The 25,282-nt window shown below is 61.7% G+C and carries 28 protein-coding genes and 1 tRNA gene; 23 read left to right on the top strand and 6 right to left on the bottom strand.

Annotated elements, in window-relative coordinates; all coding sequences use genetic code 11:
• Positions 1-114: 114 nt before the first annotated feature.
• From ARB25_RS02820 to hisE, 15 genes are all read left to right on the top strand, one after another.
• A complete protein-coding gene (locus tag ARB25_RS02820) occupies positions 115-603 on the top strand; it encodes a hypothetical protein (protein ID WP_035137745.1) in 489 nt (162 codons plus the stop codon).
• Positions 604-641: 38 nt separating this feature from the next.
• Positions 642-1,409: a GntR family transcriptional regulator gene (locus ARB25_RS02815; RefSeq protein WP_082421834.1), complete on the top strand. Its 768-nt coding sequence runs from the start codon at positions 642-644 to the stop codon at positions 1,407-1,409.
• Positions 1,394-2,107, top strand: coding sequence for a GntR family transcriptional regulator (locus ARB25_RS02810; RefSeq protein WP_035137743.1), 714 nt, complete (start codon positions 1,394-1,396; stop codon positions 2,105-2,107). Before ARB25_RS02815 ends, ARB25_RS02810 begins: the two co-directional genes overlap by 16 nt.
• Positions 2,108-2,300: 193 nt before the next feature.
• The gene (locus ARB25_RS02805; protein ID WP_055285597.1) at positions 2,301-3,416 is read left to right on the top strand and encodes an SIS domain-containing protein; all 1,116 of its coding nucleotides are present in this window, start codon (positions 2,301-2,303) and stop codon (positions 3,414-3,416) included.
• Positions 3,417-3,476: 60 nt separating this feature from the next.
• On the top strand, positions 3,477-4,538 hold the full coding sequence (locus tag ARB25_RS02800) for an SIS domain-containing protein (RefSeq protein ID WP_055285595.1): 1,062 nt from the start codon (positions 3,477-3,479) through the stop codon (positions 4,536-4,538).
• A gap of 73 nt (positions 4,539-4,611) precedes the next feature.
• Positions 4,612-5,448 carry a sugar phosphate isomerase/epimerase family protein gene (locus ARB25_RS02795; RefSeq protein WP_055285593.1) on the top strand — a complete coding sequence of 279 codons (837 nt, stop codon included), beginning with the start codon at positions 4,612-4,614 and terminating at the stop codon, positions 5,446-5,448.
• Between the two features lie 170 nt (positions 5,449-5,618).
• Positions 5,619-7,334 carry an ATP phosphoribosyltransferase gene (gene hisG, locus ARB25_RS02790; protein ID WP_055285591.1) on the top strand — a complete coding sequence of 572 codons (1,716 nt, stop codon included), beginning with the start codon at positions 5,619-5,621 and terminating at the stop codon, positions 7,332-7,334.
• 106 nt (positions 7,335-7,440) lie between these two features.
• Positions 7,441-8,877 (top strand): histidinol dehydrogenase, encoded by a 1,437-nt coding sequence (gene hisD / locus ARB25_RS02785; protein WP_055285590.1) that lies wholly within the window; start codon positions 7,441-7,443, stop codon positions 8,875-8,877.
• A 1-nt stretch (position 8,878) separates the two neighbouring features.
• Positions 8,879-9,994 (top strand): histidinol-phosphate transaminase, encoded by a 1,116-nt coding sequence (hisC, locus tag ARB25_RS09925; protein WP_055285588.1) that lies wholly within the window; start codon positions 8,879-8,881, stop codon positions 9,992-9,994.
• Complete coding sequence (gene hisB, locus ARB25_RS09920) at positions 9,995-10,582, top strand: imidazoleglycerol-phosphate dehydratase HisB (protein ID WP_055285586.1); 588 nt, start codon at positions 9,995-9,997, stop codon at positions 10,580-10,582.
• Between the two features lie 79 nt (positions 10,583-10,661).
• Positions 10,662-11,363 carry an imidazole glycerol phosphate synthase subunit HisH gene (locus ARB25_RS02770; protein WP_055285584.1) on the top strand — a complete coding sequence of 234 codons (702 nt, stop codon included), beginning with the start codon at positions 10,662-10,664 and terminating at the stop codon, positions 11,361-11,363.
• Complete coding sequence (locus ARB25_RS02765; protein WP_055285581.1) at positions 11,360-12,103, top strand: 1-(5-phosphoribosyl)-5-[(5-phosphoribosylamino)methylideneamino]imidazole-4-carboxamide isomerase; 744 nt, start codon at positions 11,360-11,362, stop codon at positions 12,101-12,103. Before ARB25_RS02770 ends, ARB25_RS02765 begins: the two co-directional genes overlap by 4 nt.
• Positions 12,104-12,106: 3 nt before the next feature.
• Positions 12,107-12,889, top strand: coding sequence for an imidazole glycerol phosphate synthase subunit HisF (gene hisF / locus ARB25_RS02760; protein ID WP_055285580.1), 783 nt, complete (start codon positions 12,107-12,109; stop codon positions 12,887-12,889).
• A gap of 142 nt (positions 12,890-13,031) precedes the next feature.
• The gene (gene hisI, locus ARB25_RS02755; RefSeq protein WP_055285578.1) at positions 13,032-13,361 is read left to right on the top strand and encodes a phosphoribosyl-AMP cyclohydrolase; all 330 of its coding nucleotides are present in this window, start codon (positions 13,032-13,034) and stop codon (positions 13,359-13,361) included.
• 46 nt (positions 13,362-13,407) lie between these two features.
• Positions 13,408-13,725: a phosphoribosyl-ATP diphosphatase gene (gene hisE / locus ARB25_RS02750; protein ID WP_006235893.1), complete on the top strand. Its 318-nt coding sequence runs from the start codon at positions 13,408-13,410 to the stop codon at positions 13,723-13,725.
• Positions 13,726-13,845: 120 nt separating this feature from the next.
• On the opposite strand, the gene ARB25_RS02745 is transcribed toward hisE, so the two are convergent.
• Entirely contained in the window at positions 13,846-14,757 is a 912-nt protein-coding gene (locus ARB25_RS02745; protein ID WP_055285576.1) for a PHP domain-containing protein, read from the bottom strand.
• Positions 14,758-15,096: 339 nt separating this feature from the next.
• On the opposite strand from ARB25_RS02745, the gene larC2 reads away from it, so the two are divergent.
• The 6 genes from larC2 to ARB25_RS02715 all read left to right on the top strand — a co-directional run bounded on the left by larC2 (position 15,097) and on the right by ARB25_RS02715 (position 20,535).
• Positions 15,097-15,582: a nickel pincer cofactor biosynthesis protein LarC2 gene (larC2, locus tag ARB25_RS02740; protein ID WP_055285574.1), complete on the top strand. Its 486-nt coding sequence runs from the start codon at positions 15,097-15,099 to the stop codon at positions 15,580-15,582.
• A gap of 73 nt (positions 15,583-15,655) precedes the next feature.
• Positions 15,656-16,204, top strand: coding sequence for a phosphodiesterase (gene yfcE, locus ARB25_RS02735; RefSeq protein ID WP_055285573.1), 549 nt, complete (start codon positions 15,656-15,658; stop codon positions 16,202-16,204).
• Positions 16,205-16,206: 2 nt separating this feature from the next.
• On the top strand, positions 16,207-17,067 hold the full coding sequence (gene mazG / locus ARB25_RS02730; protein ID WP_156327655.1) for a nucleoside triphosphate pyrophosphohydrolase: 861 nt from the start codon (positions 16,207-16,209) through the stop codon (positions 17,065-17,067).
• Positions 17,068-17,256: 189 nt separating this feature from the next.
• Positions 17,257-18,546: a phosphopyruvate hydratase gene (eno, locus tag ARB25_RS02725; RefSeq protein WP_055285571.1), complete on the top strand. Its 1,290-nt coding sequence runs from the start codon at positions 17,257-17,259 to the stop codon at positions 18,544-18,546.
• 196 nt (positions 18,547-18,742) lie between these two features.
• Complete coding sequence (locus tag ARB25_RS10290) at positions 18,743-19,513, top strand: hypothetical protein (protein WP_253276032.1); 771 nt, start codon at positions 18,743-18,745, stop codon at positions 19,511-19,513.
• A 20-nt stretch (positions 19,514-19,533) separates the two neighbouring features.
• The gene (locus tag ARB25_RS02715; RefSeq protein WP_055285569.1) at positions 19,534-20,535 is read left to right on the top strand and encodes a Ppx/GppA phosphatase family protein; all 1,002 of its coding nucleotides are present in this window, start codon (positions 19,534-19,536) and stop codon (positions 20,533-20,535) included.
• Positions 20,536-20,653: 118 nt separating this feature from the next.
• Here the strand turns inward: ARB25_RS02715 and ARB25_RS02710 are convergent, their stop codons facing one another.
• From ARB25_RS02710 to ARB25_RS02700, 3 genes are all read right to left on the bottom strand, one after another.
• On the bottom strand, positions 20,654-21,955 hold the full coding sequence (locus ARB25_RS02710) for an ATP-binding protein (RefSeq protein ID WP_055285567.1): 1,302 nt from the start codon (positions 21,953-21,955) through the stop codon (positions 20,654-20,656).
• A 259-nt stretch (positions 21,956-22,214) separates the two neighbouring features.
• Positions 22,215-22,299: transfer RNA gene (locus ARB25_RS02705), tRNA-Leu, on the bottom strand.
• Positions 22,300-22,330: 31 nt separating this feature from the next.
• Positions 22,331-22,954 (bottom strand): hypothetical protein, encoded by a 624-nt coding sequence (locus ARB25_RS02700; protein WP_006235902.1) that lies wholly within the window; start codon positions 22,952-22,954, stop codon positions 22,331-22,333.
• Positions 22,955-23,117: 163 nt separating this feature from the next.
• On the opposite strand from ARB25_RS02700, the gene ARB25_RS02695 reads away from it, so the two are divergent.
• Together ARB25_RS02695 and ARB25_RS02690 are read left to right on the top strand one after the other, a co-directional pair.
• A complete protein-coding gene (locus tag ARB25_RS02695; protein ID WP_006235903.1) occupies positions 23,118-23,405 on the top strand; it encodes a PTS sugar transporter subunit IIB in 288 nt (95 codons plus the stop codon).
• Between the two features lie 11 nt (positions 23,406-23,416).
• Entirely contained in the window at positions 23,417-23,791 is a 375-nt protein-coding gene (locus ARB25_RS02690) for a VOC family protein (protein WP_055285565.1), read from the top strand.
• A gap of 75 nt (positions 23,792-23,866) precedes the next feature.
• Here the strand turns inward: ARB25_RS02690 and ARB25_RS02685 are convergent, their stop codons facing one another.
• Both ARB25_RS02685 and ARB25_RS02680 read right to left on the bottom strand, forming a co-directional pair.
• Positions 23,867-25,162 (bottom strand): sensor histidine kinase, encoded by a 1,296-nt coding sequence (locus tag ARB25_RS02685; protein WP_055285563.1) that lies wholly within the window; start codon positions 25,160-25,162, stop codon positions 23,867-23,869.
• The gene (locus tag ARB25_RS02680) at positions 25,146-25,265 is read right to left on the bottom strand and encodes a winged helix-turn-helix domain-containing protein (RefSeq protein ID WP_253276036.1); all 120 of its coding nucleotides are present in this window, start codon (positions 25,263-25,265) and stop codon (positions 25,146-25,148) included. Before ARB25_RS02680 ends, ARB25_RS02685 begins: the two co-directional genes overlap by 17 nt.
• Positions 25,266-25,282: the final 17 nt, after the last annotated feature.

The raw sequence follows: 25,282 nt of genomic DNA, 5'->3' as shown, positions 1-25,282 counted from the left end.
TGAACTCTTCCGCTGGGCGAGCCATAGACGCCACGCACCGATAGGGTAAGGCGGCGGCTTGAAATTGGTGCTATATTCAGCTTGAGTTGTTTAATGCTAGTACGGGAGGCTGATATGGGGCTGTTCAAGAAGAAAAACCCGCAGGATGCCTTTGATCCCGATGTGTTTACCATCACGGATACGATTTTGGACCCGCCGCGGTTTACATTTTTGCCGGCTATCTACCAGGACGCCACGCGCCGCAAGTGGGCCGTGCATCAGCGCGGCGGCGAGCCGAAGATTTTTGACTATGCGGACGTGTTGCAGTGCGAAGTGGCCGAGGCGGGCGATCCGGAGGCCGAAGAAGCGGTCTCTAAACAGGAATTTGCCCAGCGTATCCTGGCAAATCCTGCCAAGGCGGCGAAAATAAACGCTGCCAAGCGTAATATGTGTCTTGGTATGGGCGTTGTTGTGGCGGTTCAGACGGGAAAAGACGAGGTTTCCAAATTAGAGATTCCCGTTATGACCGACGAAGTCAAACGCGATTCAAGTCTATATAAGTCGTATCGGAATGTCGCCGAGAAGATCAAGGCAGAATTTGATGCCATGGGAGGGCTGGCCTAATTTTGGCGGCATACGTTTCTGAATGAGGAGTCTGTGCAATGGCAGGCGAATCTTATGCAATTCCCCCCAAAGATCGTGCTGTTGAGGGAATTCTTTGGTATATCCAGCACCATCAGCTTGCCGGCGGCGATCGCCTGCCGGCCGAGCGCGTGCTGTGCGAAGAGATTGGCGTTTCGCGTACGGCGTTGCGTGCCGGTATCACGCGGCTTATCTCGTGTGGAACGCTCGAGAGCCGTCGCGGATCGGGCACGTATGTGTGTCCTCCCAAGCCGCTGAACATCTTCCAGGAAACGTATAACTTTTCCGATGCTGTGCGGACTGCCGGCCTGCACCCCTCTTCTCGTCTGGTTTCCACCGGGACCATCGAGGCGGATGAGGCGCTTGCCGACAAGCTTGGGGTGGCTGTAGGCGCTCCCTTGCTCCGCATGCAGCGCGTTCGACTTATTGAGGGCGAGCCGGCGTCAATCGAGACCGCTCACGTTAACCTGTCCCTGTGCCCATCGCTTCCCGAGCACGATTTTGAGTGCGAGAGCCTTTACGATGTCTTGCTCAAAGAAGGTGGCGTGCGCGTTGAGCATGGACGTGAGCATATCTCCATCTCGCGTTTGAACGTCGAAGAGGCCGAGCTGCTCCAGCAAGAAGAGGGAACGCCGGTGTTCTATGAGAGCTCGATCGAATTTGATAAGGACATGCGTTTTGTGGAGCATTGCAAATCGGTGATTTTGCCCACAAAGTTCCGCTTTGCCGATAACGGCGAAGAGAACGGCATGAGGAGCGTGGCAGGTGAACAATGGCTGAAACAGTAGATGCCACCCCGGTTTATATGCGCATTCGACGCTGCATCGAGGAACGTATCGAGCGCGGTGCATATCCCACGGGTTCCATGATTCCGTCCGAAAAAGACCTCGCCGAGGAATTTGGTACGACACGCTTGACCATCCGAAGCGCTGTCGATGAGCTGGTTCGGCGCGGGCAGATTCGCCGTGTTCGGGGAAAAGGTGCCTTTGTGGCGCAGAAAGTACCTGCTTTTTTTGAACGCACGGTCGGTTTCCGTGAATCGGTCCGTGCTTCGGGCGGCGAGCCGTCCGTCCGTATTCTCGCGCGTTCCAAGCGTTATGCGGGGCCATATTACGCCGACCTGTTTGGCATCGCCGAGGACGACCTGCTCTATTCCGTTCGACGCCTGAACTGCATAAACGGTAGCCCCGTATCGATTGAGACGGCGCTGATTCCCTGCCTGCTGTTCCCAACCATCGAAGATATTGACGTGTCGGTCTTCAGTTTGTACGAGACCTATGAGATGCTGGGCCGAAAGCCAGTCATGGCACAGGAAAAGCTCGATATCGAAGCGCTGGGCGCACGAGATGCCGGCCTCCTTGGACTGGAACAGGGCGATCTTGTTTTGCTTTTGGAATGCGTGAGCTATGACGCGAGCGGTCAGGCTATCGAGTATGTAAAGTCCTTCAATCGTGGCGATACGGGCGGCTACACCTATACGTACTAGCTGGTATTTTGTGAATAACGGCTGGGAAACTAACCAGTTTTGATCGTTGGGTCAGCTGTATATACAACCTTACATGGCTCAAAATCGACCGTTCGCCGATGGGGATAAATTAATCGACAAAGAGGTATCAAAAAGCCGTAACCTGTAACTGTGATTGGTATCAAATACTAATGATTTGTTACGAGGTGAGACGATGAAGATGCTCGATTACGTTCAGCTTGCCCATGTGCGTATGGGAGAGAACCTCGAGCGTTCGTCTGAGCTGGTAGCGCAGCTCGTTGATATTTTCCAGTCCGGTTCTTTTGACGCGCTGCGCATCGTTGCTTCGGGTTCGTCGCGCCATGCTGCGGATTGCGCCCGCGATTACCTGCAAGATGCGCTGCAGATGCAGGTGTCCGTTGTGACGCCCGAGGCCTTCGTCGATTTTGAACACACCTATCCACAGCATGCGCTTAACATTGCCGTCTCGCAGAGCGGCTATTCAACCAATACGATTGCGGCGCTCGATTACATGCGCGCACACGATATGGCTGCAGTTGCGCTCACGGCAAACGTCGAGGCACCCATCAAGGAACACGCTGACATCGTTCTTGACTACGGTGTGGGCGTCGAGTCGGTGGACTTTGTGACTCTGGGCGTCGAGGTTCTCGTTGAGTACCTGGTGCTCTTTGGTATTTACGGCGGTCAGGCGCGCGGAACGATTGACGCCAAGGGCGTTGCCCAGCGTCTTGACGACCTGCGCGAGGCTATCCAGGCCAATGCCGTGATGTGCAAGACCGCCGAGGCATATGTCCAAGACCACATGCTCGAGCTTTCTGAGCACACGCCCGCTATGGTCGTCGGCAACGGCCCCAACTATGGTGTTGCCGAGGAGGCAGCGCTCAAGCTGAGCGAGACCATCAAGATTCCTGCCATGCATCACGAAGGCGAGGAGTTCGTCCACGGTCCCGAGATGCAGATCGTTCCGGGCTATCTGGTGTTTATTGTCGACGATCCGCAGGGGTCGGAGCGTCTTGCGAATATCGCCGATGCGCTATCGAACGTTACGGCAAAAACGGTGCTGCTCACGGCCCATCCCAAGGGTGGGGCTCACGAGGTTGTGGTGCCTCAGGTGGCTCCGCTGCTCAGTGCAATTCCCAATCTCGTGTTCTTCCAGACGATTGCGGCAATAATCGCCGAGCGTCTGAAGTCATGGGACGTTCACCCGTATCTCGATGCCGTCTCCAAGCAAATGGAGGTCAAGGCAGAGGGCTACGAAGAGTCAGTCAATGCGCTTAAGGCCAAAGCGGCTGAGTGTTACGGAATGTAAGCGGGTTTTGATGCCCGTTGGCATGGGGGATGTGGAAACAACCCCAGAAAGGAGAGACAAATGAAGGAAACCGAGAAGATCGAGATCATGCATTTCGACCAGGAGGGCTATCTCGAGGACGGCAAGGCGCTCTACGAGACCGGCAAGAAGATGACCGCGCTCGCCGACAAGGTTGCCGACGAGGGCTACGACGCCGTGTTCCTGATGGGCGTCGGCGGCACCTGGGACGAGCTCATGCAGCTCGAGTACCTCATGAACAAGTTCGGCGACCGCGACCTCGAGGTCTACCTGATCCACGCCGCCGAGTGGAACGTCTCCGGCCACAAGCGCATGACCGAGAAGTCCGTCGTGCTCACCGCCTCCGAGTCCGGCACCACCCCCGAGGTCCTCGAGGCCGTCAAGAAGATGAAGGGCATGGGCGTGCGCGTCTACGCCATGACCAAGCCCGAGGGCCCCATCGGCCAGGCTGTCGGCGCCGAGAACTGCGTCAAGATGGCTTCCGATCATGGTAACGGTGGCTGCGAGATGGGCTACTACCTCGCCGACTGCTTCGGCCTGCGCCTGCTCAATCGCCGTGGCTGCTTCCCGCAGTTCGATAAGTTCATCGAGCAGACCAAGGATGTTTGGACCCACCTGGTCGACATCCGCAAGAGTTTCGAGCCGCGCGCCGAGGAGCTCGCAAAGAAGTACGCCCTGGCCCCCTACACCATGTTCATCGGCTCCGGCGCCCTGTGGGGCGAGACCATCCTCTTCTCGATGTGCATCCTCGAGGAGATGCAGTGGAAGCGCACCCGCTACATCACCTCGGCCGACTTCTTCCACGGCACCCTTGAGCTCGTGGAGCCCGGCGTCCCCGTGTTCCTGTTCATGGGCGAGGACGAGAACCGCAAGCTCGACGAGCGCGTCCGCGCCTTCCTGAACCGCGGCGTGACCGGCGACACCGACATCAACGTCATCGACACCGCCGAGTTCGCGATCCCCGGCCTTGACGACGAGTTCCGCGTCATCGTCTCCCCGTGGATCCTTTCCTCGCTGATCACCGATCGCCTTGCCGCTTACTACGAGACGGTCACCAAGCACAACCTCAACTACCGTCGCTACTATCACCAGTTCGACTACTAAGAGCAAATAACGTTTGTGTAATCGGGCCTCGCTCCTATATGGAACGGGGCCTCGCTTGGGTTGGAGAGTAATTATGAGCTATCCCCAGCTTGCCGTCATGAATATCAGCCATCGTTATTTTGACCTTGAGGAGTTCTTTTCTTCGGCGTCGGCTTCGGGCTACACGTGTTGCGAGCTTTGGACCGGGGCGATGCATCTGTATATCGATTGCCATGGATACGATTCGCTCGAGCAGGTGCGGGAGCTATCACAGCGGTATGGGGTTCGGATTGTGGGGCTTTGTCCCGAACAGAACAATCCCAAGCCGTGGAATATCGCGGCGCGCGGGAATGAGGCGCGCACTCGCACGCTCGCGTACTTTAAGAACGTTGTGGATATCGCGGCGGAACTTGGAGCCGAGCAGGTCATGGTCTCGAGCGGCTGGGCATTTTTGAACGAGCCGATCGAGGACGCGTGGGGTCGCAGCGCCTCGATGCTGCGTGCGATTGCCGAGCATGCGGGAGAGCGCGGCGTGCGACTGGTGCTCGAGGCCCTACAGCCGGTTGAGTCGATGATCGTGAACTCGGCGGCCGATACGAAGCGCATGATCGAGGCAGTTGATCATCCGGCACTTAAGGCGTGTCTGGATTTGGGCGCTATGGCGGTGGCGGGGGATACCATCGACGATTATTTTGATCTGCTTGGCGATGATGTCGCCCACGTGCATTTTGTCGATGTTGCGGCAGATGGCACGACGCATCTTGCCTGGGGTGACGGCGACCGCGATATGCGCGCCGACCTGGATAGGCTGGTGGCGCGCGGCTATCGCGGAGCTGTTTCGGCCGAGACCTATGACTGGCGCTATTTTGCCGACCCCGCAGCTGCCGATGCGCAGGTAATGGCAGAGTATCGTCGTGCGATTGGCGTCTAGGTGGGGTTGGGTTGCGACAATCCGCTCCTATGTTTCCAAATGAATACGGTGTGAGTCGAGGAGGACGATTCTCCCCGCAAACACTCTAGTATGCTAAAGTACCCAGAAGACCGGCGGAGCTATGCCGGTCTTCTGTTCCATACGAAATACAGCATGAGGAGGCTCACCAGATGACGGCCACACCGTGGGGATTCCGGGACATATTGCCCGAGGAGGCTCAGGCGCGCGAGGAGATTGCGCTGACGGTGAAGGGCTGCTTCAGGGAGCATCATTACCTTCCGGTCGAGACGCCGCTGCTCGAGGACAAGGGTTCGCTCGAGGAAGGCGGCCGCATTGCGGACACGCCGTTTAAGCTCTTTGACGATGACGGCCGCCTGCTGGTGGTCCGTTCCGACAACACATTGCCGATCGTGCGTCTGGTTTCGACCCGCATGCGCGCTGCCGACTTGCCTCTGCGCTTACGTTACGAGGCGCCGGTGGTTCGCGTGTGTCAGCGCAATGCCGGTGGTTCGCGCCAGTTTACGCAGTTGGGCTTTGAGCTTATCGGCGCGGGCGATACCTCGGGCGATGTCGAGATTGTCTCGCTGGTCGCCGAGGCCGTGCGCGAGCTGGCACTTCCCGATGCGCGCATTATCGCAGGCAGCGTGCGTCCTTTTAAGGAATTGCTCGCGGTATGCGAGGATCGTGAGCTGGCTGCCGAGGCCCTGCGCTGCGTGCATGCCAACGACTTTGTGGGCCTCGATGCCCGCGTGGCTGCCAGCGCCGAGTCCGATGCCGTCAAGGCCGCCATTAGCGAGCTGCCGCGCCTGCACGGTGGTGCCGAGGTGCTCGACCGCGTGGATGCGCTGCTGGAGGCTGCCGGCATCGTCGCGCCGCTGACGCGCGAGCTGCGTGCCCTGGTCGAGGGCCTGGCTCCCGAGGACGCCCAGGTGCTGTCCTTCGACTTCTCCATCATGAATTCTTTTGATTACTACACGGGCCTGGTCTTTAAGGCCTATGCCGGCGGCCTGCCCGATCCGGTGGGCTCGGGCGGTCGCTACGACTCTATCTTTACCGGCGCATTTGGCGACGGTATCGAGGTGCCGGCGGCGGGCTTCGCCTTTTCGCTCGAGCGCCTGGAGGCCGCGCGCACCTCGGCCGAGGACGCCGCTTCCGACGGCGATCACGCTGCGGGCCGTGGCGCCGAGGGCCCGCTGCGCATCGCCGTGCCCAAGGGCTCGCTTAAGGCCGACACGCTCGACGTGCTCGAGGCCGCGGGCTTGGACGTCTCTGAGCTGCGCGACCCCGGCCGTCACCTGATCGTGCGCGGCCGCGACACGCGTGCCGGCGAGGGCACGGTCGGCGATATCGAGTTTGTCATCGTGCGTCCCGGCGACGCGCCCGCCTTTGTGGGCTGCGGCGGTGCCGACTGCGGCATCTGCGGCTGGGACTCGCTTATCGAGGCAGACCTCAACCTGCTGCAGCTGGTCGACCTGGGCTACGGCCTGTGCACGTTTATCGAGGCGGAGCCCGCGTGGCGCGCCGGCCAGGCCGAGCGCAACTATGCCCGCCGTGGGTCGCTTCGCGTGGCAACCAAGTACCCGCGCATCGCGAGTGCCTGGTATGCCGAGCGCGGCGTGAACGCCGACATCGTCTCGCTGCACGGCAACATCGAGCTGGGCCCCATTGTCGGCATGACCGACCGTATCGTGGACATCACCGCCACGGGCGCCACGCTGCGCGATAACGACCTCGTTATTACTGGTCGCATTATGGACTGCACGGCCCGCTTCTTTGTCAATCCGGGTGCCGCACGTCTGGATCCGCGCGTGCGCAATCTGGCAGATCGCTTGGCGGCAGCCGTGAAGGACAAGCATTTTGAGCCCGTTGCGGGCTCGGCACAATAGCGCGAGCACGCACGGGCGCCCCAACGTCCGGGCTGCGGGCCGACTGGCGCCGTCGCCCGGTCTCTCGTTTTTCGAACAAAAACCTCGACCGATAGGGGATACCGATATGAAGACCATCAAGCTTGCTCCCGGTGAGCGCCTCGTTACCAACCAGCTCAACCGTAAGGGCGTGCTGCCGCAAAACATCGTCGACGCCGCCCGCGATATCGTGGCCAACGTGCGTGCCAACGGCGATGCCGCGGTGCGCGACTATTGTCAGCGCTTTGACGGCGTTGAGCTGCAGAGCTTCCGTCTGCCGCAAGAGCAGATCGATGCCGCGCTCGAAGGCCTCGATCCCGCTTTTGTCGCGGCGCTCGAAAAGGCTGCACGCCAGATTCGCGAGTTCCACCAGCGCGAGGTCGAGCAGAGCTGGTTTACCACGCGCCCGGACGGCACGATGCTCGGCGTTAAGGTGACCCCGCTTGCTGCAGCTGGAATCTATGTGCCGGGCGGTCGTGCGCAGTACCCTTCCACCGTGCTTATGAACGCCATTCCCGCCAAGGTCGCTGGCGTTGAGCGCGTGGTCATGGTGACCCCGCCGCAAAAGGACGGCCTGATCAGCCCCTACACGCTCGCCGCGGCAAAGCTCGGCGGCGTGGACGAGATCTATATGGTGGGCGGCGCCCAGGCCGTGGCCGCACTGGCGTACGGTACCGAGACCATTCCGCGCGTCGACAAAATCACCGGCCCGGGCAACGCCTTTGTCGCCGCTGCCAAACAGATTGTCTCGGGTGACGTGGGTATCGATATGGTCGCCGGTCCCTCCGAGGTCTGCGTGCTGGCCGACGCCACGGCCAAGCCCATGGTGGTCGCGGCCGACCTGATGGCCCAGGCCGAGCACGATCCGCTGGCGGCCTGCTATCTGGTGACCTGCGACGAGCAGTTTGCGCGTGAGGTCGAGGCGGGTATCGATATTCTGGTAGCGCAGTCGCCGCGTGCCGAGATCACGCGTGCCTCGCTCGACAATGAGGGCACCATCGTGGTGGCCGCCGACATGGCTGCCGCCGTCGAGGCGGTGAACACCGTGGCGCCCGAGCACCTGGAGCTGCACTGCAAGGATGCGATGGGTCTGCTTGGCGGTATTCGCAACGCCGGCGCCATCTTTGTGGGCGCTTGGAGCTCCGAGCCGCTCGGCGATTACGTTGCTGGCCCCAATCACACGCTGCCGACCGGCGGCACGGCCATGTTCTCCAACCCGCTTTCGGTGGAGGAGTTCGTCAAGCGCTCGAGTGTTATCTGCTATACACCCGAGGGCCTGCTCTCGGACGCTCCCGCCACGCAGCGTCTAGCCGAGGCCGAGGGCCTGTGGGCACACGCGCTTTCCGCCGCACTGCGTCGCCGTGTGCTAGAGCAGGGCGAGGATGCCGTGAGCGCCGAGTCGCTCGCTGCGGCCGACCTGACCAAGGTTGCCTGGCCGGGCGACGCCGTGGCGACGGTTACCGAGGGCGTGGACCTGGCGGCTGCAAGCGCGGATGGCGCCGGCGCGACTGGCAAGGAGGCCTAATATGGCCGAGCTCACGCCCCGTATGAAGGAGCTCGTCCAGCCCTACTTGGCCGGCATTGAGCCCTACGATCCCAACTTTACGCCCACACGCATCAACCTTTCGGCCAACGAGAACACTTATCCCGTGCCGGCTGGCGTGCGCGAGGCGGTCGACGCCGCCCTGGCCGCTACACCGCTCAACCGCTATCCCGATCCCATGTCCAACGATCTGCGCGACGAGCTGGCCGCTTGGCATGGTGTGGCGCGCGAGAATGTCTGCGTGGGTAACGGCGGTGACGAGCTGCTCTATAACTACCTGCTGGCGTTTGGCGGCGCTGGGCGAACCCTGCTCAACTGCCCGCCGTGCTTTAGCGAGTACGCGTTCTTTGCGTCGCTCTGCCAGACCGAGGTGCGCGACGTGTGGCGCGACCCCGCGACCTTTGAGCTCGACCAGGCAGCCGTGCTTGCGGCAGCGCCCGAGTGCAACCTGGCAATCGTGACCTCGCCCAATAACCCCACGGGCGACGTGGCGCCGCTCGACTTTATCGCGGCGCTGTGCGATGCGTGCCCCGGCATGGTGATGGTCGACGAGGCCTACGTTGAGTTTGCCGACGATTCGTTTGGCGCGGCCACCACGGCGCAGGGCCTTATCGCCGAGCATCCCAACCTGGTGATTTTACATACGCTGTCCAAGGCGTTTGGCGCTGCCGGCACGCGTCTGGGCTACGTGATCGCGGCGTCCGAGGTCATCGACGTGTTCGCGGCGATTCGCCAGATCTATTCGGTCAATGTGCTGAGTCAGGCCGCCGCGCTTGCCTGCTTGCGTGCCCGCGAATCGTACACGCCTGTGGTGGCACAGGTCGCAACCGAGCGCGAGCGCGAGCTGTGCGCCCTGCGCGCGATGGCTGCCGAAGGCCTGCCCGTGGAGGTATGGCCGAGCGCGGCGAACTTTGTGCTCGTACGCACGCCGCATGCCACGCGCGTGCGTGAGCGCCTGCGCGACGAGTATTCGATTTTGGTGCGCGACTTTAGCTATGCGCCGGGGCTCGCGGACTGCCTACGCATCACCGTGGGTACCCCACAGGAAAACGACGAGGTGCTGGCTGCGTTGGCCGCGCTGGTGAAGGAGGAGATGTAGATGGGCCGTTATGTCGAGGTGACCCGCAAGACGGGGGAGACCGACATTGTCGTCAAACTCGACTTGGACGGGAGCGGCGTGTGCGATATCTCGACCGGCGTGCCGTTTTTCGATCACATGCTCAATGCCTTTGGCCGCCATGGCCTGTTCGATTTGACGGTGCATGCAGTAGGCGATGTGGAGGTCGACGCACACCACACCGTCGAGGACACGGGCATTGTGCTGGGCGAGGCGTTTTGCCAGGCGCTGGGCGACAAGGCGGGTATTACGCGCTTTGCCGATGCGGCGATCGCCATGGACGAGACGCTCGTGATGGCCGCCGTGGACATTTCGGGTCGCGGCCAGGCCTATTGCGAGCTGCCCGTGCCGACCGAGCGCGTGGGCAGCTTCGATACTGAGCTGGCCGTCGAGTTCTTCTATGCCTTCGCACGCGATGCCAAGCTCACGCTGCACGTGCGCGAACTGGCGGGTGGCAACTCGCATCACATTATCGAGGCCGCCTTTAAGGCCGTGGGCCGCACGATGCGCCACGCCTACGAGCTCGATCCCCGCGTGCAGGGCATCCCCAGCACCAAGGGCTCGCTGTAACCGTCACAAGGGTAAAACCACCACGAAGGGGACAGGCACCTTTGTGGTGGTTTTGGATGATGAGAAGAGGAGGGGTCGCGTGGGCGAACCGAAGATTGTGGTGGTCGACTACCACAAGGGCAACTTGTCGAGCGTCGTGCGCGGGCTTGCGCGCGCCGGTGCTGCCGCTTGCACATCGGACGATCCGGAGCAGATCCGTAACGCCGACGGCCTGGTCATCCCGGGCGTGGGCGCGTTCTATGACGCGATCGCCTTTATGCGCCAAAGCGGCGAGGAGGCGGCCGTGCTCGATGCCGTTGCCGCCGGAGCTCCGCTGCTCGGCATCTGCCTGGGCCTTCAGCTATTTTTTGAGCGCGGCAACGAGGGCGTGCCGGCGGACGAGGACGCGGTCGCGGACGGAAACGCTCCCGAGCAGGCTGGCGGTCCCTGGGTCGATGGCCTGGGCATCATGCGTGGCTCGTGCACGCACCTGGAGTCGAGCCGTCTGAAGGTCCCGCACGTGGGCTGGGATCAGGTGCACATGACGCCTGCCGGCGCGGCCGATCCGCTGCTCGCCGGTTTTGCCGAGGGCGCCAATATGTACTTCACCCACAGCTACGCGGTGGCCGGCGACGTCGATGCCACCGATGTGTTGGCGCGCACGCACTATACACGGAGTTTCCCGTGCATCGTGCGCCACGGCAATGTGTGGGGCTGCCAGTTCCATCCCGAGAAATCCTCCGCGCTGGGTCAGCGCATCCTTAAGAACTTCGTCAACATCGTCGAGGAGGTTGGCCGATGATTCTGTTTCCCGCAATCGATTTGATCGGCGGCAAGGTCGTGCGCCTGGAGCGCGGCGACCGGAGCCGCTGCAAGGTATATTCCGACGACCCCGTGGCCGTTGCTCGCTCCTTTGCCGAGCAGGGCGCGAGCTGGGTGCACGTCGTCGACCTGTCCGCTGCCTTCGGCGAGGACGAGGACACATGCGCTGCCAACTCGGCGGCAATTAAGGCCATCTGCGGCGTTGACGGTCTGTCCGTGGACGTGGGCGGCGGCGTTCGCTCGCTCGCACGCATCGACGAGCTGGCCGGCTATGGCGCTCGCCGCATTGCACTGGGCACCGTGCTCGTGACCGAGCCGGGTTTTGCTGAGGTGGCAGCCCAGGGCTTTGGCGAGCCGTTGGTCGCCGACATTGCCGCGCGCGACGGCCAGGTTAAGGTGAACGGCTGGCGCGACGGCGCGGGCGTGGCACTCGACGATGCCGTGGCGCAGCTTACCGAGCTGGGCTTTAAGCATCTGGTGTATACCGACATCGCGCGTGATGGCATGCAGACGGGCATCGATGTGGCGGCGTATCGCCATATGGCCGAGGTCGCGGGCTTTCCCGTCGTGGCGTCGGGCGGTATCTCGACGCTCGACGACATCCGCGCGCTGGCCGCGGTGGGTGAGGGCGCGATTGAAGGCGCCATTACCGGTCGTGCGCTCTACGAGGGCAACTTTACGCTGGCCCAGGCGCTGGCCGCCGCTCGAGGGGAGGAGTAGCCCATGCTTACCAAGCGCGTAATTCCCTGCCTGGACGTCAAGGACGGCCGTGTGGTCAAGGGCGTCAACTTTGTGAGCTTGCGCGATGCCGGCGATCCGGTGGAGCTGGCCCGCGCCTACGACCGCGAGGGTGCGGACGAGGTCGTATTTTTGGACATTACCGCGACGAGCGATAACCGTGCGACGACTATCGAGATGGCGACGCATGCGGCCGAGGAGCTGGCCATTCCCTATACCGTGGGCGGCGGCTTTCGCGACCTGGCGGGCATGCGCACCATGGTTGCAGCCGGTGCTGACAAGGTGTCGCTCAACTCTGCCGCCGTGCGCGATCCGTCGTTGATCAGCCAGGCCGCCGCGGCGTTTGGCAGCCAAGCCGTGGTCGTGGCGATCGATGCCAAGCGCGTGGGGCTGCCCGGGGAGCCGGGCGCCGATAAGTGGGAGGTCTTTACGGCGGGCGGCCGCAACGCTACGGGTATCGATGCGGTGGCGTGGGCCGAGGAGGCGGCTCGTCGTGGCGCCGGCGAAATCCTACTGACCAGCATGGACCGCGACGGTACCAAGGCCGGCTTCGATCTGGCGCTTACTCGCGCCGTGGCCCGCGCGGTGCCGATTCCCGTTATCGCGAGCGGCGGCGTGGGCACACTCGAGCATTTTGCCGAGGGTGTGATCGAGGGCGAGGCCGATGCCGTGCTGGCGGCGAGCGTCTTTCACTTTGGAATCTTCAGCATTCGCCAGGTGAAGGAGTATATGGCGTCGCAGGGCATCCCTGTCAGGCTGGACTTTTAGCGCTGCGGCTTGCCCAGGCACCCGACCTTCCGGCTCCAACCCTCCTCGCGTACTTAAGTACGCGTCGTCGGGCTTGTCGCTCGGAATCTCGGGCACCTGGACAACCCTCGCCGACCTGCGAAGTTTGAATTTGGGGAGAGAAATGGAAGAGATAACCGATCCTTCAAAGCTTACATACGACGCCAAGGGGCTGATTCCTTGTGTTGTTCAGCAGTATGACACCGGCGAGGTGCTTATGGTTGCTTGGATGAACGAGGAGTCGGTGGGGCTGACGCTCAAGACCGGTACCACGTGGTTTTGGAGCCGCAGCCGTCAGGAGCTCTGGAACAAGGGCGCGACGAGCGGCAATATGCAAGAGGTCAAGGAGCTCTGGGCCGACTGCGATAGCGATACGCTGCTGGTCAAGGTCGACTCGCCGGGTCCGGCCTGCCATACCGGCAACCGTACCTGCTTCTTTAAAAAACTCGCGTAGGGCGGGCGCTCGACCAGGCGCTTGGCCAACCAGAAAGGATTGAACCATGGGTGTGCGCACCGCAAATGTTCAGGATGGAAATATCGGTGAGACGCTGACGGGGCTGGCCGAGGTGATTCATGGCCGTCGCGACGCGTCGCCGCAGGAGAGCTATACCGCGCGTCTGTTGACCGACGTCGAGGATGAGCTGCTCAAGAAGCTTGCCGAGGAGGCGAGCGAGGTGATCATGGCCTGCAAGGATAACGACCATGACCACATTCGCTATGAGGCCGGCGACCTGGTCTACCACTTGCTCGTGACGCTCGAGCGCTACGGCATCACCCTCGACGAGCTGGCCGGCGAACTCAACGCCCGCCGCCACTAGTCGTTTGGGACAGTCTTTGTTGGTGTAACGGGGTCATGGAAGTTGCGGTGAAATAGGGACTGTTTAAGCGCTTCATCAGGCAAAACAATCCCTATTCCACCGCAACTTATGAAGGGATGGCTAGTCGAGGGGTGTGGGTTCCCATTCGCCGGTGGGGTGGGGGATGTCGAAGGTTCGGTAGCCGCAGTCGTAGGCGTGGGCTTGTGCCTCGCGGATATTCCAGCAGATGTCGCAGGCGCGGTGCGCGTCCGAGCCAAAGGTGATGGGTACCTCGGCGTGGGCAAAGCAACGCAACAGCCCCGTCGAGGGGTAATAGTCGTCGAGGCCCTTGCGCGGCGCGGCGGTCGAAACTTCAACGCGGCGGCCTGTATCGTGTGCGCACTCTGCCATCTGCTCCCAAAACGGTGCCGTATCAAAATCGGGCGCAAAGCCTTCCTTCGAAAAGCGCATGACCAGGTCGGGGTGGGCCATCACATCAAAGTTGAGTGAGCTTTCGCAAGCACGGCACCAGTCGTCGACGTAGCGCTCCCACACGCCGAGCACGCCAAGGTTTTCCCAAACGTGCAGGTTGGTGTCGTCGTCGATCCAACCGCAGCGCGAATCGGGTGTATCGGGACGAGCGACGTTTTCCGTTCCCGCCGTGCCCGCGGCGCCGGCCATGATATCGCCTGGGTTGCCAATCCAATGCACGCTGCCCAAGCGCACTATGGCACCCGCGGACCAGCGCTCAACCAAAGGCTCGCAACCTTCGTACCAGTCGCATTCAAAGCCATAGACAAGCTCGAGCTCCGGCGCGATCTGCGCGGCGAGCTTGCGGGCGTCCTCAAATGCCAGGCGATGTGCCGTCAGGTCGCCCTCGACAACTTGCACTTCGCAGTTGGCGTCCATGCTGGCGGGCAGGGTGAGATGGTCGGTCGAGACCATAGCGCGGCAGCCGGCCGCAGCAGCGGCGCGAACGTTGTCCTCAAACGAGGCATGGCCATCCGAAAACGAAGTGTGGGTGTGGCAATCGACCAGCGGGCAGGTGGGCATGGCGACTCCTTTGCATTTGGCGAATCCGCTCCATTGTAATGGCGCGACCCCCGGCGCGCCGGGAACGCCGCAAGTCGAAACCGACTGGAAAGGGCAGATGGCGCGCAAGGGCTGCCACACGACATCGACCCTGCCTTAAAACGTGTACATCAGCCTCCAAAAGCTGCAAAAAATGACGTGTTTGGAGGCTGATGTACATGTTTGGCTGAGGCGGTGGAGTGTCGGTTTCTTGCCGACAAGGAAAATCGCGCTCATCACGTGCCGTCACACTCGCGCAGCCCGCGATGTGCTAGCGTTTGGATGAACAAAACGAGTCCGTGCGGAAAGGATCCAGACCGTATGCAATGCGATAGCACATCCCCGCTGTCTCGCGAGACCGATGCGCCCGAAACTATCGTCAAGCTGGAGTGCGACATCGATGACGCGTCGCCCGAGGTGCTCGCCTACGCCGCCGACTGCCTGCGCGAGGCCGGCGCCCGCGAGGTGCACTGGCTGCCCCTTTACTGCAAAAAGGGCCGCCCCGGATGGCAGTTACAGGTGATCTGCTCGCACGAGGATATCGAGCGCCTACAGACGATTATCTTTTTGGAGACCACGACCAACGCCGTTCGTCGCCAGGTGATGGAACGCGTTTGCCTGCCGCGCCGATTCGAGCAGGTGACAACGCCTTGGGGCGAGGTGTCCGTTAAGGTGGCGACCCTGCCCGACGGCAGCGAGCGCGCGGCTCCCGAGTACGAGAATTGCGCCCGTCTTGCCCGCGAACATGACGTGCCGCTCCAACGCGTGATGCAGGCGGCTCAGAGCGCGGCGCTGCGATTCGAGTAACACGGTAGATGGGCTCCACATCCGCCGGACCCCGTATTCAGCTCCCATCAACCCCACTCCGAAAGGACTCCCCATGAAATACCTCATCGCTTCCGACATCCACGGCTCGGCATACTGGGCCGAGCGCCTCTGCACCGCTATCGAATCCGAGCAGCCCGACCGCATTGTGCTGTTGGGCGACCTGCTCTACCACGGCCCGCGTAACGACCTGCCGCGCGACTACGCCCCCAAGCGCGTGATTCCGCTGCTCAACGCCCTGGCTGATCGCATTATCGCGGTGCGCGGCAACTGCGACGCCGAGGTCGACCAGATGGTCCTCGACTTCCCCGTCATGGCCGACTACGCCACGCTGTTCGACGAGACCGGCCGTGAACTGTTCCTGACGCACGGCCACGTCTTTGGCGCTGGCATGCATAACAGCGTCGACCACGCACCCGCGCTGCCCGAGGGTTCCGCGCTCGTCTACGGTCACACGCACGTCAAGGTCAACGAGGAAAGCGCCGCGCACCCGGGTCTGTGGCTCTTCAACCCCGGCAGCGTGAGCATCCCCAAGGACGGCTCGCACAGCTACGGCATCTACGAGGGCGGCACGTTCCGCCACGTGGTCATGGAGGAGGACTAACCATGGCCGAGCATATGGCTCAGCAAAATGCCGAGGGTTCGCGCGACCTGTCCACGCTGGTAGACGCGTCGGCCGAGCTGCAGCATCTGGTACAGACCATCTGGCGCCTGCGTCAGCCCGATGGCTGCCCGTGGGACCGCGAACAGACGCATCAGAGCATTGGCAAGAACATGATCGAGGAAGCCTACGAGGCGCTCGATTGCATCGAGACCGACGACGCGGCGCATCTGCGCGAGGAGCTCGGCGACGTGCTCATGCAGGTAGTGTTGCATGCGCAGATCGCGGCGGACGCCGGTGAGTTTACGCTGGCCGATGTGGCGCGCGATATCGACGCCAAGCTCATCCGTCGTCACCCGCACGTGTTTGGCGATGTGGATGCCGATAACTCTGACGAGGTGCTCAAGATTTGGGACGAGGTCAAGCTTGCCGAGAAGGCCGCCAAGGACAAGGCCGTGGCGGCAGGCGAGGCCGCGCCCGAGGGCCTGCTCGACGACGTGCCCACGCACCTGCCGGCGCTGATGCAGGCGCAAAAGGTCTCGCGCAAGGCGGCTGCCGTGGGCTTTGAGTGGGAGACGGTCCAGGACGTGTGGGACGAGGTAGCTGAGGAGCGTGCCGAGTTTGAGGCCGAGGCTCCCGGAACGCCCGAGCGCGAAATGGAGTTTGGCGATCTGCTCTTTGCCCTGGTCAACGTCGCGCGCAAGGAGGGTATCGACGCCGAGAGCGCCCTGCGCGCGAGCACGGCCAAGTTTCGCCGTCGCTGGGCTGCGATGGAGCAGATGGCGGCCGATGCCCACGTAGATCTTGCCGAGCTTTCGACCCATGGCCTCAACGACCTCTGGGATGCCGCAAAGGCAGAGGAGTAAGACTGCGGGGGCGACGGGACGGACTTGTCCCATCGCCCCATTATTTTTTTAGAAAGATTGTATCGCTTGGCTAACTTAGGGCATAATGCAAAAAGTGCGACAAGGCTAACTTATGAACCTTCGCGCCGCTGCAGCGTGTAAGCCGCGTCGCCAAGCATTCAACCCGTTTCCAAGTGAGAGGGAGACAACATGAGCGATATTTTGGATGTCTACGGTCGCGAGGTGCTCGACAGTCGCGGCAACCCCACCGTCGAGGTCGAGGTCGTGCTCGAGGACGGCAGCTTCGGCCGCGCGATGGTGCCTTCGGGCGCTTCGACCGGCGCCTTTGAGGCATGCGAGCTGCGCGACGGCGACAAGGGCCGCTATCTGGGCAAGGGTGTCTCGCAGGCCGTCGAGCACGTCAACAACGAGTGTGCCGATGCCGTCGTGGGCCTCGACGCCTTCGATCAGCGCGCCGTCGATGCCGCGCTAATCGCCGCGGACGGTACGACCAACAAGACCAAGCTCGGCGCCAACGCCATTCTGGGCGTGTCGCTGGCAGTTGCCCGCGCCGCAGCCGAGTCGGCGGGCCTGTCGCTGTACCAGTACCTGGGCGGTGTCAACGCCCATCTGCTGCCCACGCCCATGATGAACATCCTCAACGGCGGCGTGCACGCCGACAACAACGTTGACTTCCAGGAGTTCATGATCATGCCCGTGGGCGCCCCGAGCTTTGCCGAGGGCCTGCGTTGGTGCGCCGAGGTCTACCACACCCTCAAGGGCGTGCTGCACGAGGCCGGCCTGGGCGGCGGCGTGGGCGACGAGGGCGGTTTCGCGCCCAACCTCAAGACCAATGCCGAGCCGTTCGAGTACATCACCAAGGCCGTCGAGAAGGCCGGCTTTAAGCCCGGTGTCGACTTCATGTACGCCATGGATCCGGCATCGACCGAGTTCTACAACGCCGAGACCGGTATGTACGAGCTCAAGGGCGAGGGCGTTGAGTACACGAGCGCCCAGATGGTCGATTACTGGGAGAAGCTCGTCGACACCTATCCCATCATCTCCATCGAGGACGGCATGGCCGAGGAGGATTGGGACGGCTGGGTTGAGCTCACCCGTCGCATTGGCAACAAGGTGCAGCTGGTGGGCGACGACCTGTTCGTCACCAACACCGAGCGCCTCAAGAAGGGCATCGAGCTGGGCGCCGCCAACGCGATTCTGGTCAAGGTCAACCAGATCGGCACGCTCACCGAGTCGCTGGAGGCTATCGAGACCGCCAAGGAGGCCGGCTACGCTTGCATCGTGAGTCACCGCTCCGGCGAGACCGAGGATTCCACGATCGCCGACCTGGTCGTGGGCGTCAATGCCGGCCAGATCAAGTCGGGCGCCCCGTGTCGTAGCGATCGCATCGCCAAGTACAACCAGCTCATCCGTATCGAGGACGAGCTCGAGGGCAGCGCGCGCTACGCCGGCAAGGCCGCGTTCTACAACATTCGCTAGGCAAGCGGCGTGTGCGGGAGTGGGGCTGACTCGGATTCGCCTCGCTCCCGTTGGGCACTGTTGAGCACCATTGGGCGCTGGGCCGTATGGCTCAGCGCCTTTTTTATGTCGAGCAAAGGCTGGCGTAGGCGGTGCGGGCGCTCGTGCTATAACTAAAAGACTTAGCGCAAACAAACCTCAACCGCACAAGGCGCACATGGATCAGATTTACGACAACAGGTACTATTCCGCCGGTTCGCGTGAGCCGTCACCTCGCCGTGCGCGCACGGTGCAGCTCGGCGGGTCCGATTACGCCGGTGCCGACCGCTCCATGCAGCGACCGACAAGCGCCTCACACTCCCGTGCTCAAATGAATACGCCGACGGACCGTCCGCCACGTTCGGTGCGCCCGGCGCATTCGGAGCATGCTCAGCGTTCTTCGGCTCAAACGCATGAAAAGCCGAGTAGGCCCTCGAACCGTCTTTCGGGCTCGGACTTCATGCATTACGCCAACGATAACGCGGTGGTCAAGGCAATCTACGACTTTACCCACGGTCCCCAGCGAGGGCTGTTTGTTGGCATTGTCGTCGCCCTGGCGCTCGTGAGCCTGTACTTCCCCGTGCGCGACCTGTATGTTGCAAAACGCTCGAGCGACATCTTGGCCAAGCAGGTCGAGATTCGCGAGCAATATAACGACGACCTGCAAAAAAGCGTCGACAAGCTGCTCTCGGAGGAGGGTATCAAGGACGCGGCATCCGAGGATCTGGGCCTGGTGATGCCCGGCGAGAAGAGGATTGAAGTGCAGGGCCTGGACGACGATTCGAATGCCTCGTCGAGCCAGAAGTCGTCGAACGCCAAGAAGGCCAGCGAAGTTGCCAAGGAAATCGAAGAAGTCGGTAAGGACGCGCCGTGGTACATCCAAGCGCTCGACATGCTGTTTGGGTTTAACGGTGTCGAGGGCCAGACGGTCGTGTCCAACGGCAAATAGCGCCCGGAGGGGAGCCGGCAATGGCAGATTGCAAACGATATAAGGTGGCGGCGATCGATCTGGGAACGGTGTCGTCGCGACTGGTGTTGGCCCAGGTCGAGGGCGGGGCGATCGTGGAATCGTCCAAGCATACCGAGATTACCGACCTGGGCGAGGGCGTGGACGCGACGGGTCGCTTTTGCGAGGCGGCTGTCGAGCGTGTGCTCGCTGCGTGTCGCATGTTTGTGGATGAGGCCCGTGCCTTTGGGGCCGCGTGCATCTGCACCACGTGCACGAGCGCCGCGCGCGATGCATCCAATGCCGCACTGCTGCTGGACGGCCTGCGCGATCTGGGGCTTGAGCCACAGGTGATTCCGGGCGAGGTCGAGGCGCGCCTGACGTTTTTTGGCGTGGCGCACGACTTTGCCGGCGAGCGCATCATTGTTGCCGATTCGGGCGGCGGATCCACGGAGCTCGCGACTGGCGTGTACGCGCCGGAGCGCGGGGTCTTTGCGCTGGAAGGAACGCGCTCGCTGGACATCGGTTGTCGCCGTGTGACGGAGCGTTTTTTCTCGGCGCTGCCACCCACGGGCGGCGAGCTTACTGCCGCTGCCGGCTGGGCGGGCGAGCAGTTCGCTGCCTATTTTGAGGGTCTGCCGAGCAATTTTGAGCGTGCCGAGCGCCTGGTCGCGGTGGGCGGTACCGTTACCACGCTCGTGGCGCTGGTCCACGAACTGGAGCCGTACGACTCGAACTTTGTGCACCTGCGCGAGCTTTCGATGGAGCAGATTTCGGCCGCTATCGAGCGCATGTCTGCGTTGGATGTTGCAGGCATTGCCGCGTTGCCGGGCGTGCAGCCCAAGCGCGCGAACGTGATCTTGGCAGGTGCCGTGGTGATTCGCGAGCTCATGCGAGCCGGCGGCTACAAGACGCTCACCGTAAGCGAGAACAGCCTACTCGCTGGCATGGCCGCCACCATCAACGAGGTTCTCGACGGCGCGACTCCCACCATCGCCTGGACCCCCACTCTCAGCACCCTCTAAATAATTTGCGGTGAAATACGGACTACAATCGCCCTTTCGGGCACCAAACAGTCCCTATTCCACCGCAACTCAACAGCCGGCACCTGGGGACAGTCCTTGCGGGGCGTCCCCACAGCGCCTATGCCAGCTTGTCGATCTGCCCAATCTCCCAAAGCGGAATATTGATGAGCATGCCCTCGTCTCTATATGCCGCCAGGGAGCTCCTCACGCAACGCTCGAGTTTGAATTTTTCGCAGGCTATTTTCAGACTCTTCGCTTTAAGGTTCTCTGCCGCCTTGACCTCAAGCGGAAGCACGGTTCCCGCATGGTCGATGGCAAAGTCGGTTTCGGCATTGCCGGAGGTAGAGGACCAATACGCGGGAGTTTTGTCCTGGAGCAAGAGCTCTTGCGCGACGTATTGTTCGGTCAGCGAACCTTTGAACTCGGTAAAAACAGCGGATCCGTTAAGAACGACGGCCGGAGAGAGACCGGAGAGCGCTCCGAGGATGCCGGTGTCGATGCAGAACAGTTTGAAGCCCGAGAGGTCTTCGTAGCTCGAGAGCGGCGCCTTTAGAGCGGAAACACGTGGCACCTTATGAACGATTCCGTAGTCCGTGAGCCATTGGAGGCTTTCCTCGAAATCGCGTGCGCGCGCTCCGGGACGAAGGGCGCCATAGACAAACTTCTTGTTCTCCTTTGCAAGCTGGCCGGGAAGGGATTTCCAAACCAACCTCATGCGCTCGACGATGCGGGCGGGTGCATGTTTGCCAAAATCGGATTCGTAAGCCTCGATGATTTGCTGCTGAAGCCTTCGGGCTTCGATGAAGTCGCGTGTCTCGGCGAAAGCGGAGACAACTTCGGGCATACCGCCGACAACAAGGTATTCCTTGAGCAAGTGTTCGAGCTTTTCGGTAACGTTTGCTAGAAGGTTCATGTCTGCGGCAAGGATGGCGTCGGCGAGCGGGTCGCCGTCGACGGCACGAACGAACTCGGCGAACCCCATGGGACGCATGGTGAGCTGGTCGATTTTGCCGACGGGAAATGACTCGTTTTCGCGTCGGAGCGCGAGGCCCATATAGGAACCGGCTGCTACGATGTGGTATTCGGGTGCAAGCTCGTTGAAGTACTTGAGCGAGGTGATCCCGCGCGGGGCCTCTTGGATCTCGTCGAAGATGATGAGCGTGTCTGCTGGCGTTACAGTTTGGCCACGTAGGAGTTCTATCTGGGAGATGATGCGCTTGGGGTCGAGGTCCCCATCGAACAGCGAGCGTGTGCTCGGCTCGAGCATAAAGTCAAAACGAATGACGTTTCGATACTGCTGGCTTGCGAATTCGTTAAGAAGCCAAGTCTTTCCTGTCTGGCGGGCTCCCTTAAGCAAGAGAGGTTTGCGATTCGTCCTTGATTTCCAAGCGATAAGTTCGCTCATAAGCTGTCGCTGCATATTGCCTCCCAACCCTCTCGGTTAGTATAAGGCCATTTGGGTGTTTCCATCGGAAAATGTGCGAGACAACCACGTTTTTCCATCGGAAAATGTGCGAGACAACCACGTTTTTCCATCGGAAAATGTGGTAGGAAACTCATTGGGTGGGCGGAAAAAGTAGTCAAAAAAGCCCCGTCCCAAATGAGCTGCTCTGCAGTTGACGGCGTCCAAAAGAAACGAGCCCGCATCCCTGGGGAACACGGGCTCGCAAGCAATCATATGGTAGGGGCGGTGGGACTCGAACCCACAATCCTTGCGGCGAGAGATTTTAAGTCTCCTGCGTATGCCAATTCCGCCACGCCCCCGTGAGACTAGAAGTCTAGCACAAGCCGTCCGTTACGCGTTGACGGCCATCGAGTGTTGGCCCGACTTCTCCAGGAACTCCTGGAACTTGGCTTCGTCGCCCTTGTTCTGGTACTGCAGGGCCAGCAGGTACTCCAAGCGGCAGCGCTTGACCGGGTCGTCGCCGACATCCTCGAGCATGCGCTCCAGCTCGGGAATGTCGTTGTGGCGCTTGAGGATCATCGTGTCGTACATCAGCTGGCACTCGTGCGCAACTGCCTCGGCCTGACCGCCCTCAAAGCCCTTGATCTCGTGCAGCAACTCCTTGGACTTTTTGCGGTCCTCCTGGCCAACATAGTAGTTAAAGGCTTTGATCACCAGGTCGACGCGCTGCATCTTGGGGAGGTTGAGCCCCAGCAGCAGGTCGAACATCTCGCTGGCACGCTCGTGGTCCTCGCGCAGCAGATAGGAGTTCAGGCGCAGGTAGTCGCGGTTGTAGCGTGGGTACAGCATGCTGGTGAGTTTGCCGTCGAGCAAACGATCGAACTCGTCCCACTGCTTGGCGGCCATCAACTGCTGCAGACGCTTGAACGTGGTGCGTTTTTTGACGCTAAAGAACACCGACACGGCGATGCAGATGATAACGACGGCGGTCCAGAGGGTGCGGGAATCGGGCATTTCAGAGTCCTTAGTCGCTCTTAAAGCGAGCGGTATGACAACACGTACTAGATGTATTATACGCAGCGTGCAAGCAAACTGGCATAAAAGCTCATCGAGGCTGAGTGCCATCGCTCGCTGCGGTACACTTACCTAAAGTAAACCATGAAGGGAGACATTACCTATGAAGAAGATCGTTTTGGCTTGCGGTGCTGGCGCTGCTACTTCCACACTCGTTGCCCAGAAGGTCGCCACCTTGCTCGACGCCAACGGTTACGCCGACAAGTACGAGATCGTGCAGTGCGCCATCTCCGAGGCCAAGGACTACTGCGACGAGGGCGCCGACCTGCTGATCGCCACCACCGTTGCCCCCGAAGGCCTCACCTGCCCGTACGTGAGTGGCGTGCCCTTCATGACCGGCATGAACCGCGTCGCTGCTGAGAAGGCCGTTCTCGACGTCATGGCTCAGTAGGCGCTGACTGTATGAGTGAGCAGAACGCCAATCCGGTCGAGCTCTTTGACATGCGCGTTGCCCATGTGGGCATTAACGCTGCCGACCCGGCAGACGCCTTGGAGATCGCGGAGCTGTTCTCGACGATGATGGGCCTGCCCGTTATCGAGACCCCCGTTTCGTACTTTAACGATTCGCTGGTCGAGATCATGAAGCAGAACGGTCGTGGCGCCAAGGGCCACATTGGCTTTGCCGTCAACGACATCGATGCGGCCGAGAAGTGGTTTGCCGAGCGCGGGCTCGAGGTTAACGAGGAGTCGCGCGTGCTGCTGCCCGACGGCGGCACCAAACTCGTGTACTTTAAGCGCGAGTTCGCCGGCTTCGCCGTGCACCTGTGCCGCGAGTAGCGCACAAGCTGCCATAGCTGGCAAAAAGGGATAGGGCCGCGTGGCCCTATCCCTTTATTTATGCCGAGGGGCTTCCTATCGTGGCAGGCGAATCGTAAAGCGGCTGCCGACCCCTTCGACCGAGGTCACACCGATGACGCCGCCGTGGCTGTCGACGATCCACTTGGCGATCGCAAGCCCCAGACCCGAACCCTGTGCGCCGGCATCGCGCGCGTTGTCGGCACGGTAGAACCGCTCGAACGCGTGAGCTGCGGATTCCTGGTTCATGCCGATGCCCTCGTCCTCAACACTTATGTCGATTGTGCCCGCGCCCGCATCTGGCGTTATGCCAAATGTGACGGTCGTTCCCGCATCCGAGTACTTGGCGGCGTTTTGCACGATCACGCGCAGAGCCTGCTTCACGAGCGCCACGTCGACGGGCGCGTCGCAGCGCGGGTCGCTGGCAAGCGCAGCGTCAGAAGCCAGCCGATACGTGTGCTCGGTATCGATCATCTGCGATTCTTCGCATACCTCGCTGACCAGTGCAGCCAAGTTGGTATGCGCGCGCCGCAGGACCGTGCGCCCGGCATCGCCGCGCGCCAAAAACAGCAGCTGCTCCACAAGCTCTTGCATGTGCTCGCTTTCGGCTTTAAGGGACGCGATGGATTCCGCCAGCACGTCCGGGTCGTCCTTACCCCAGCGGTCGAGCATGTTCACGTAGCCCTGAATCACCGCGATGGGCGTGCGCAGCTCGTGGCTCGCGTCGTTGACAAAGCGCATCTGCTGCAGCTTGGCCTCTTGCATCTGGCGCAGCAGGCGGTTGAGTGCGACCTCGATGCTCGCCAGATCGGCGTCGCCGGTGGTGACGCTCGGCGAGTCGACGCTTGCGCGCTCGATGGCCTGCTCCAGTGTTTCCATTTTGCCGCCGGAGAGCTGCATGCGACCGAGTTCGTCCACGCGCAGGGCCAGATCGTTGAGCGGCGCCATGGTGCGGCGCACGCGGCGGGCGCCGCCGAGCATGTTGAGCACGCTGATGACCTGCCAACCCACAACGACAAGGTAGAGAGGCCATAGCGTGACGAGGTCCTGCGCGAGGGGGAAGGTCTTGGTGGTGCGCGCAAGCTCGACGGTATAGGTGAGCGTTGTCGGGTCCCAGCCGCGCGCGGGCGTCAGCGACATGCCGTGAACGGTGGCACCGGGGATCCATCCTGCGGTAAACGCGCCGTCGGGCAGCGTCTGGTTGTATCCATAGACGAGGATCGCCGCCGCAATCACTACCAGCAACAGATCGAGCCAGATGTAGCTCATCAGACGGCGCCACATATAGCTCCAGTTGATGGCGCGGGCGATGGAGGTGACGCGCTTGGCCTCGGCGTTACGCACGGCAGACATAGCCCACCCCGCGCACGGTCTGGATGATGCGGGCGCTGCCGGCGTCCTCGATCTTGGCACGCAGGTGCGCGATGTGTACGTCGACGTTGTTGGTGTCGCCCACGTATTCGTAGCCCAGCG

It is taken from the genome of Collinsella aerofaciens (genome assembly GCF_001405375.1).
Classification (GTDB): Bacteria; Actinomycetota; Coriobacteriia; order Coriobacteriales; family Coriobacteriaceae; genus Collinsella; species Collinsella aerofaciens_F.
Note: the sequence above shows the minus strand (reverse complement) of the source record. Positions and strands in the feature narration are given on the sequence as shown.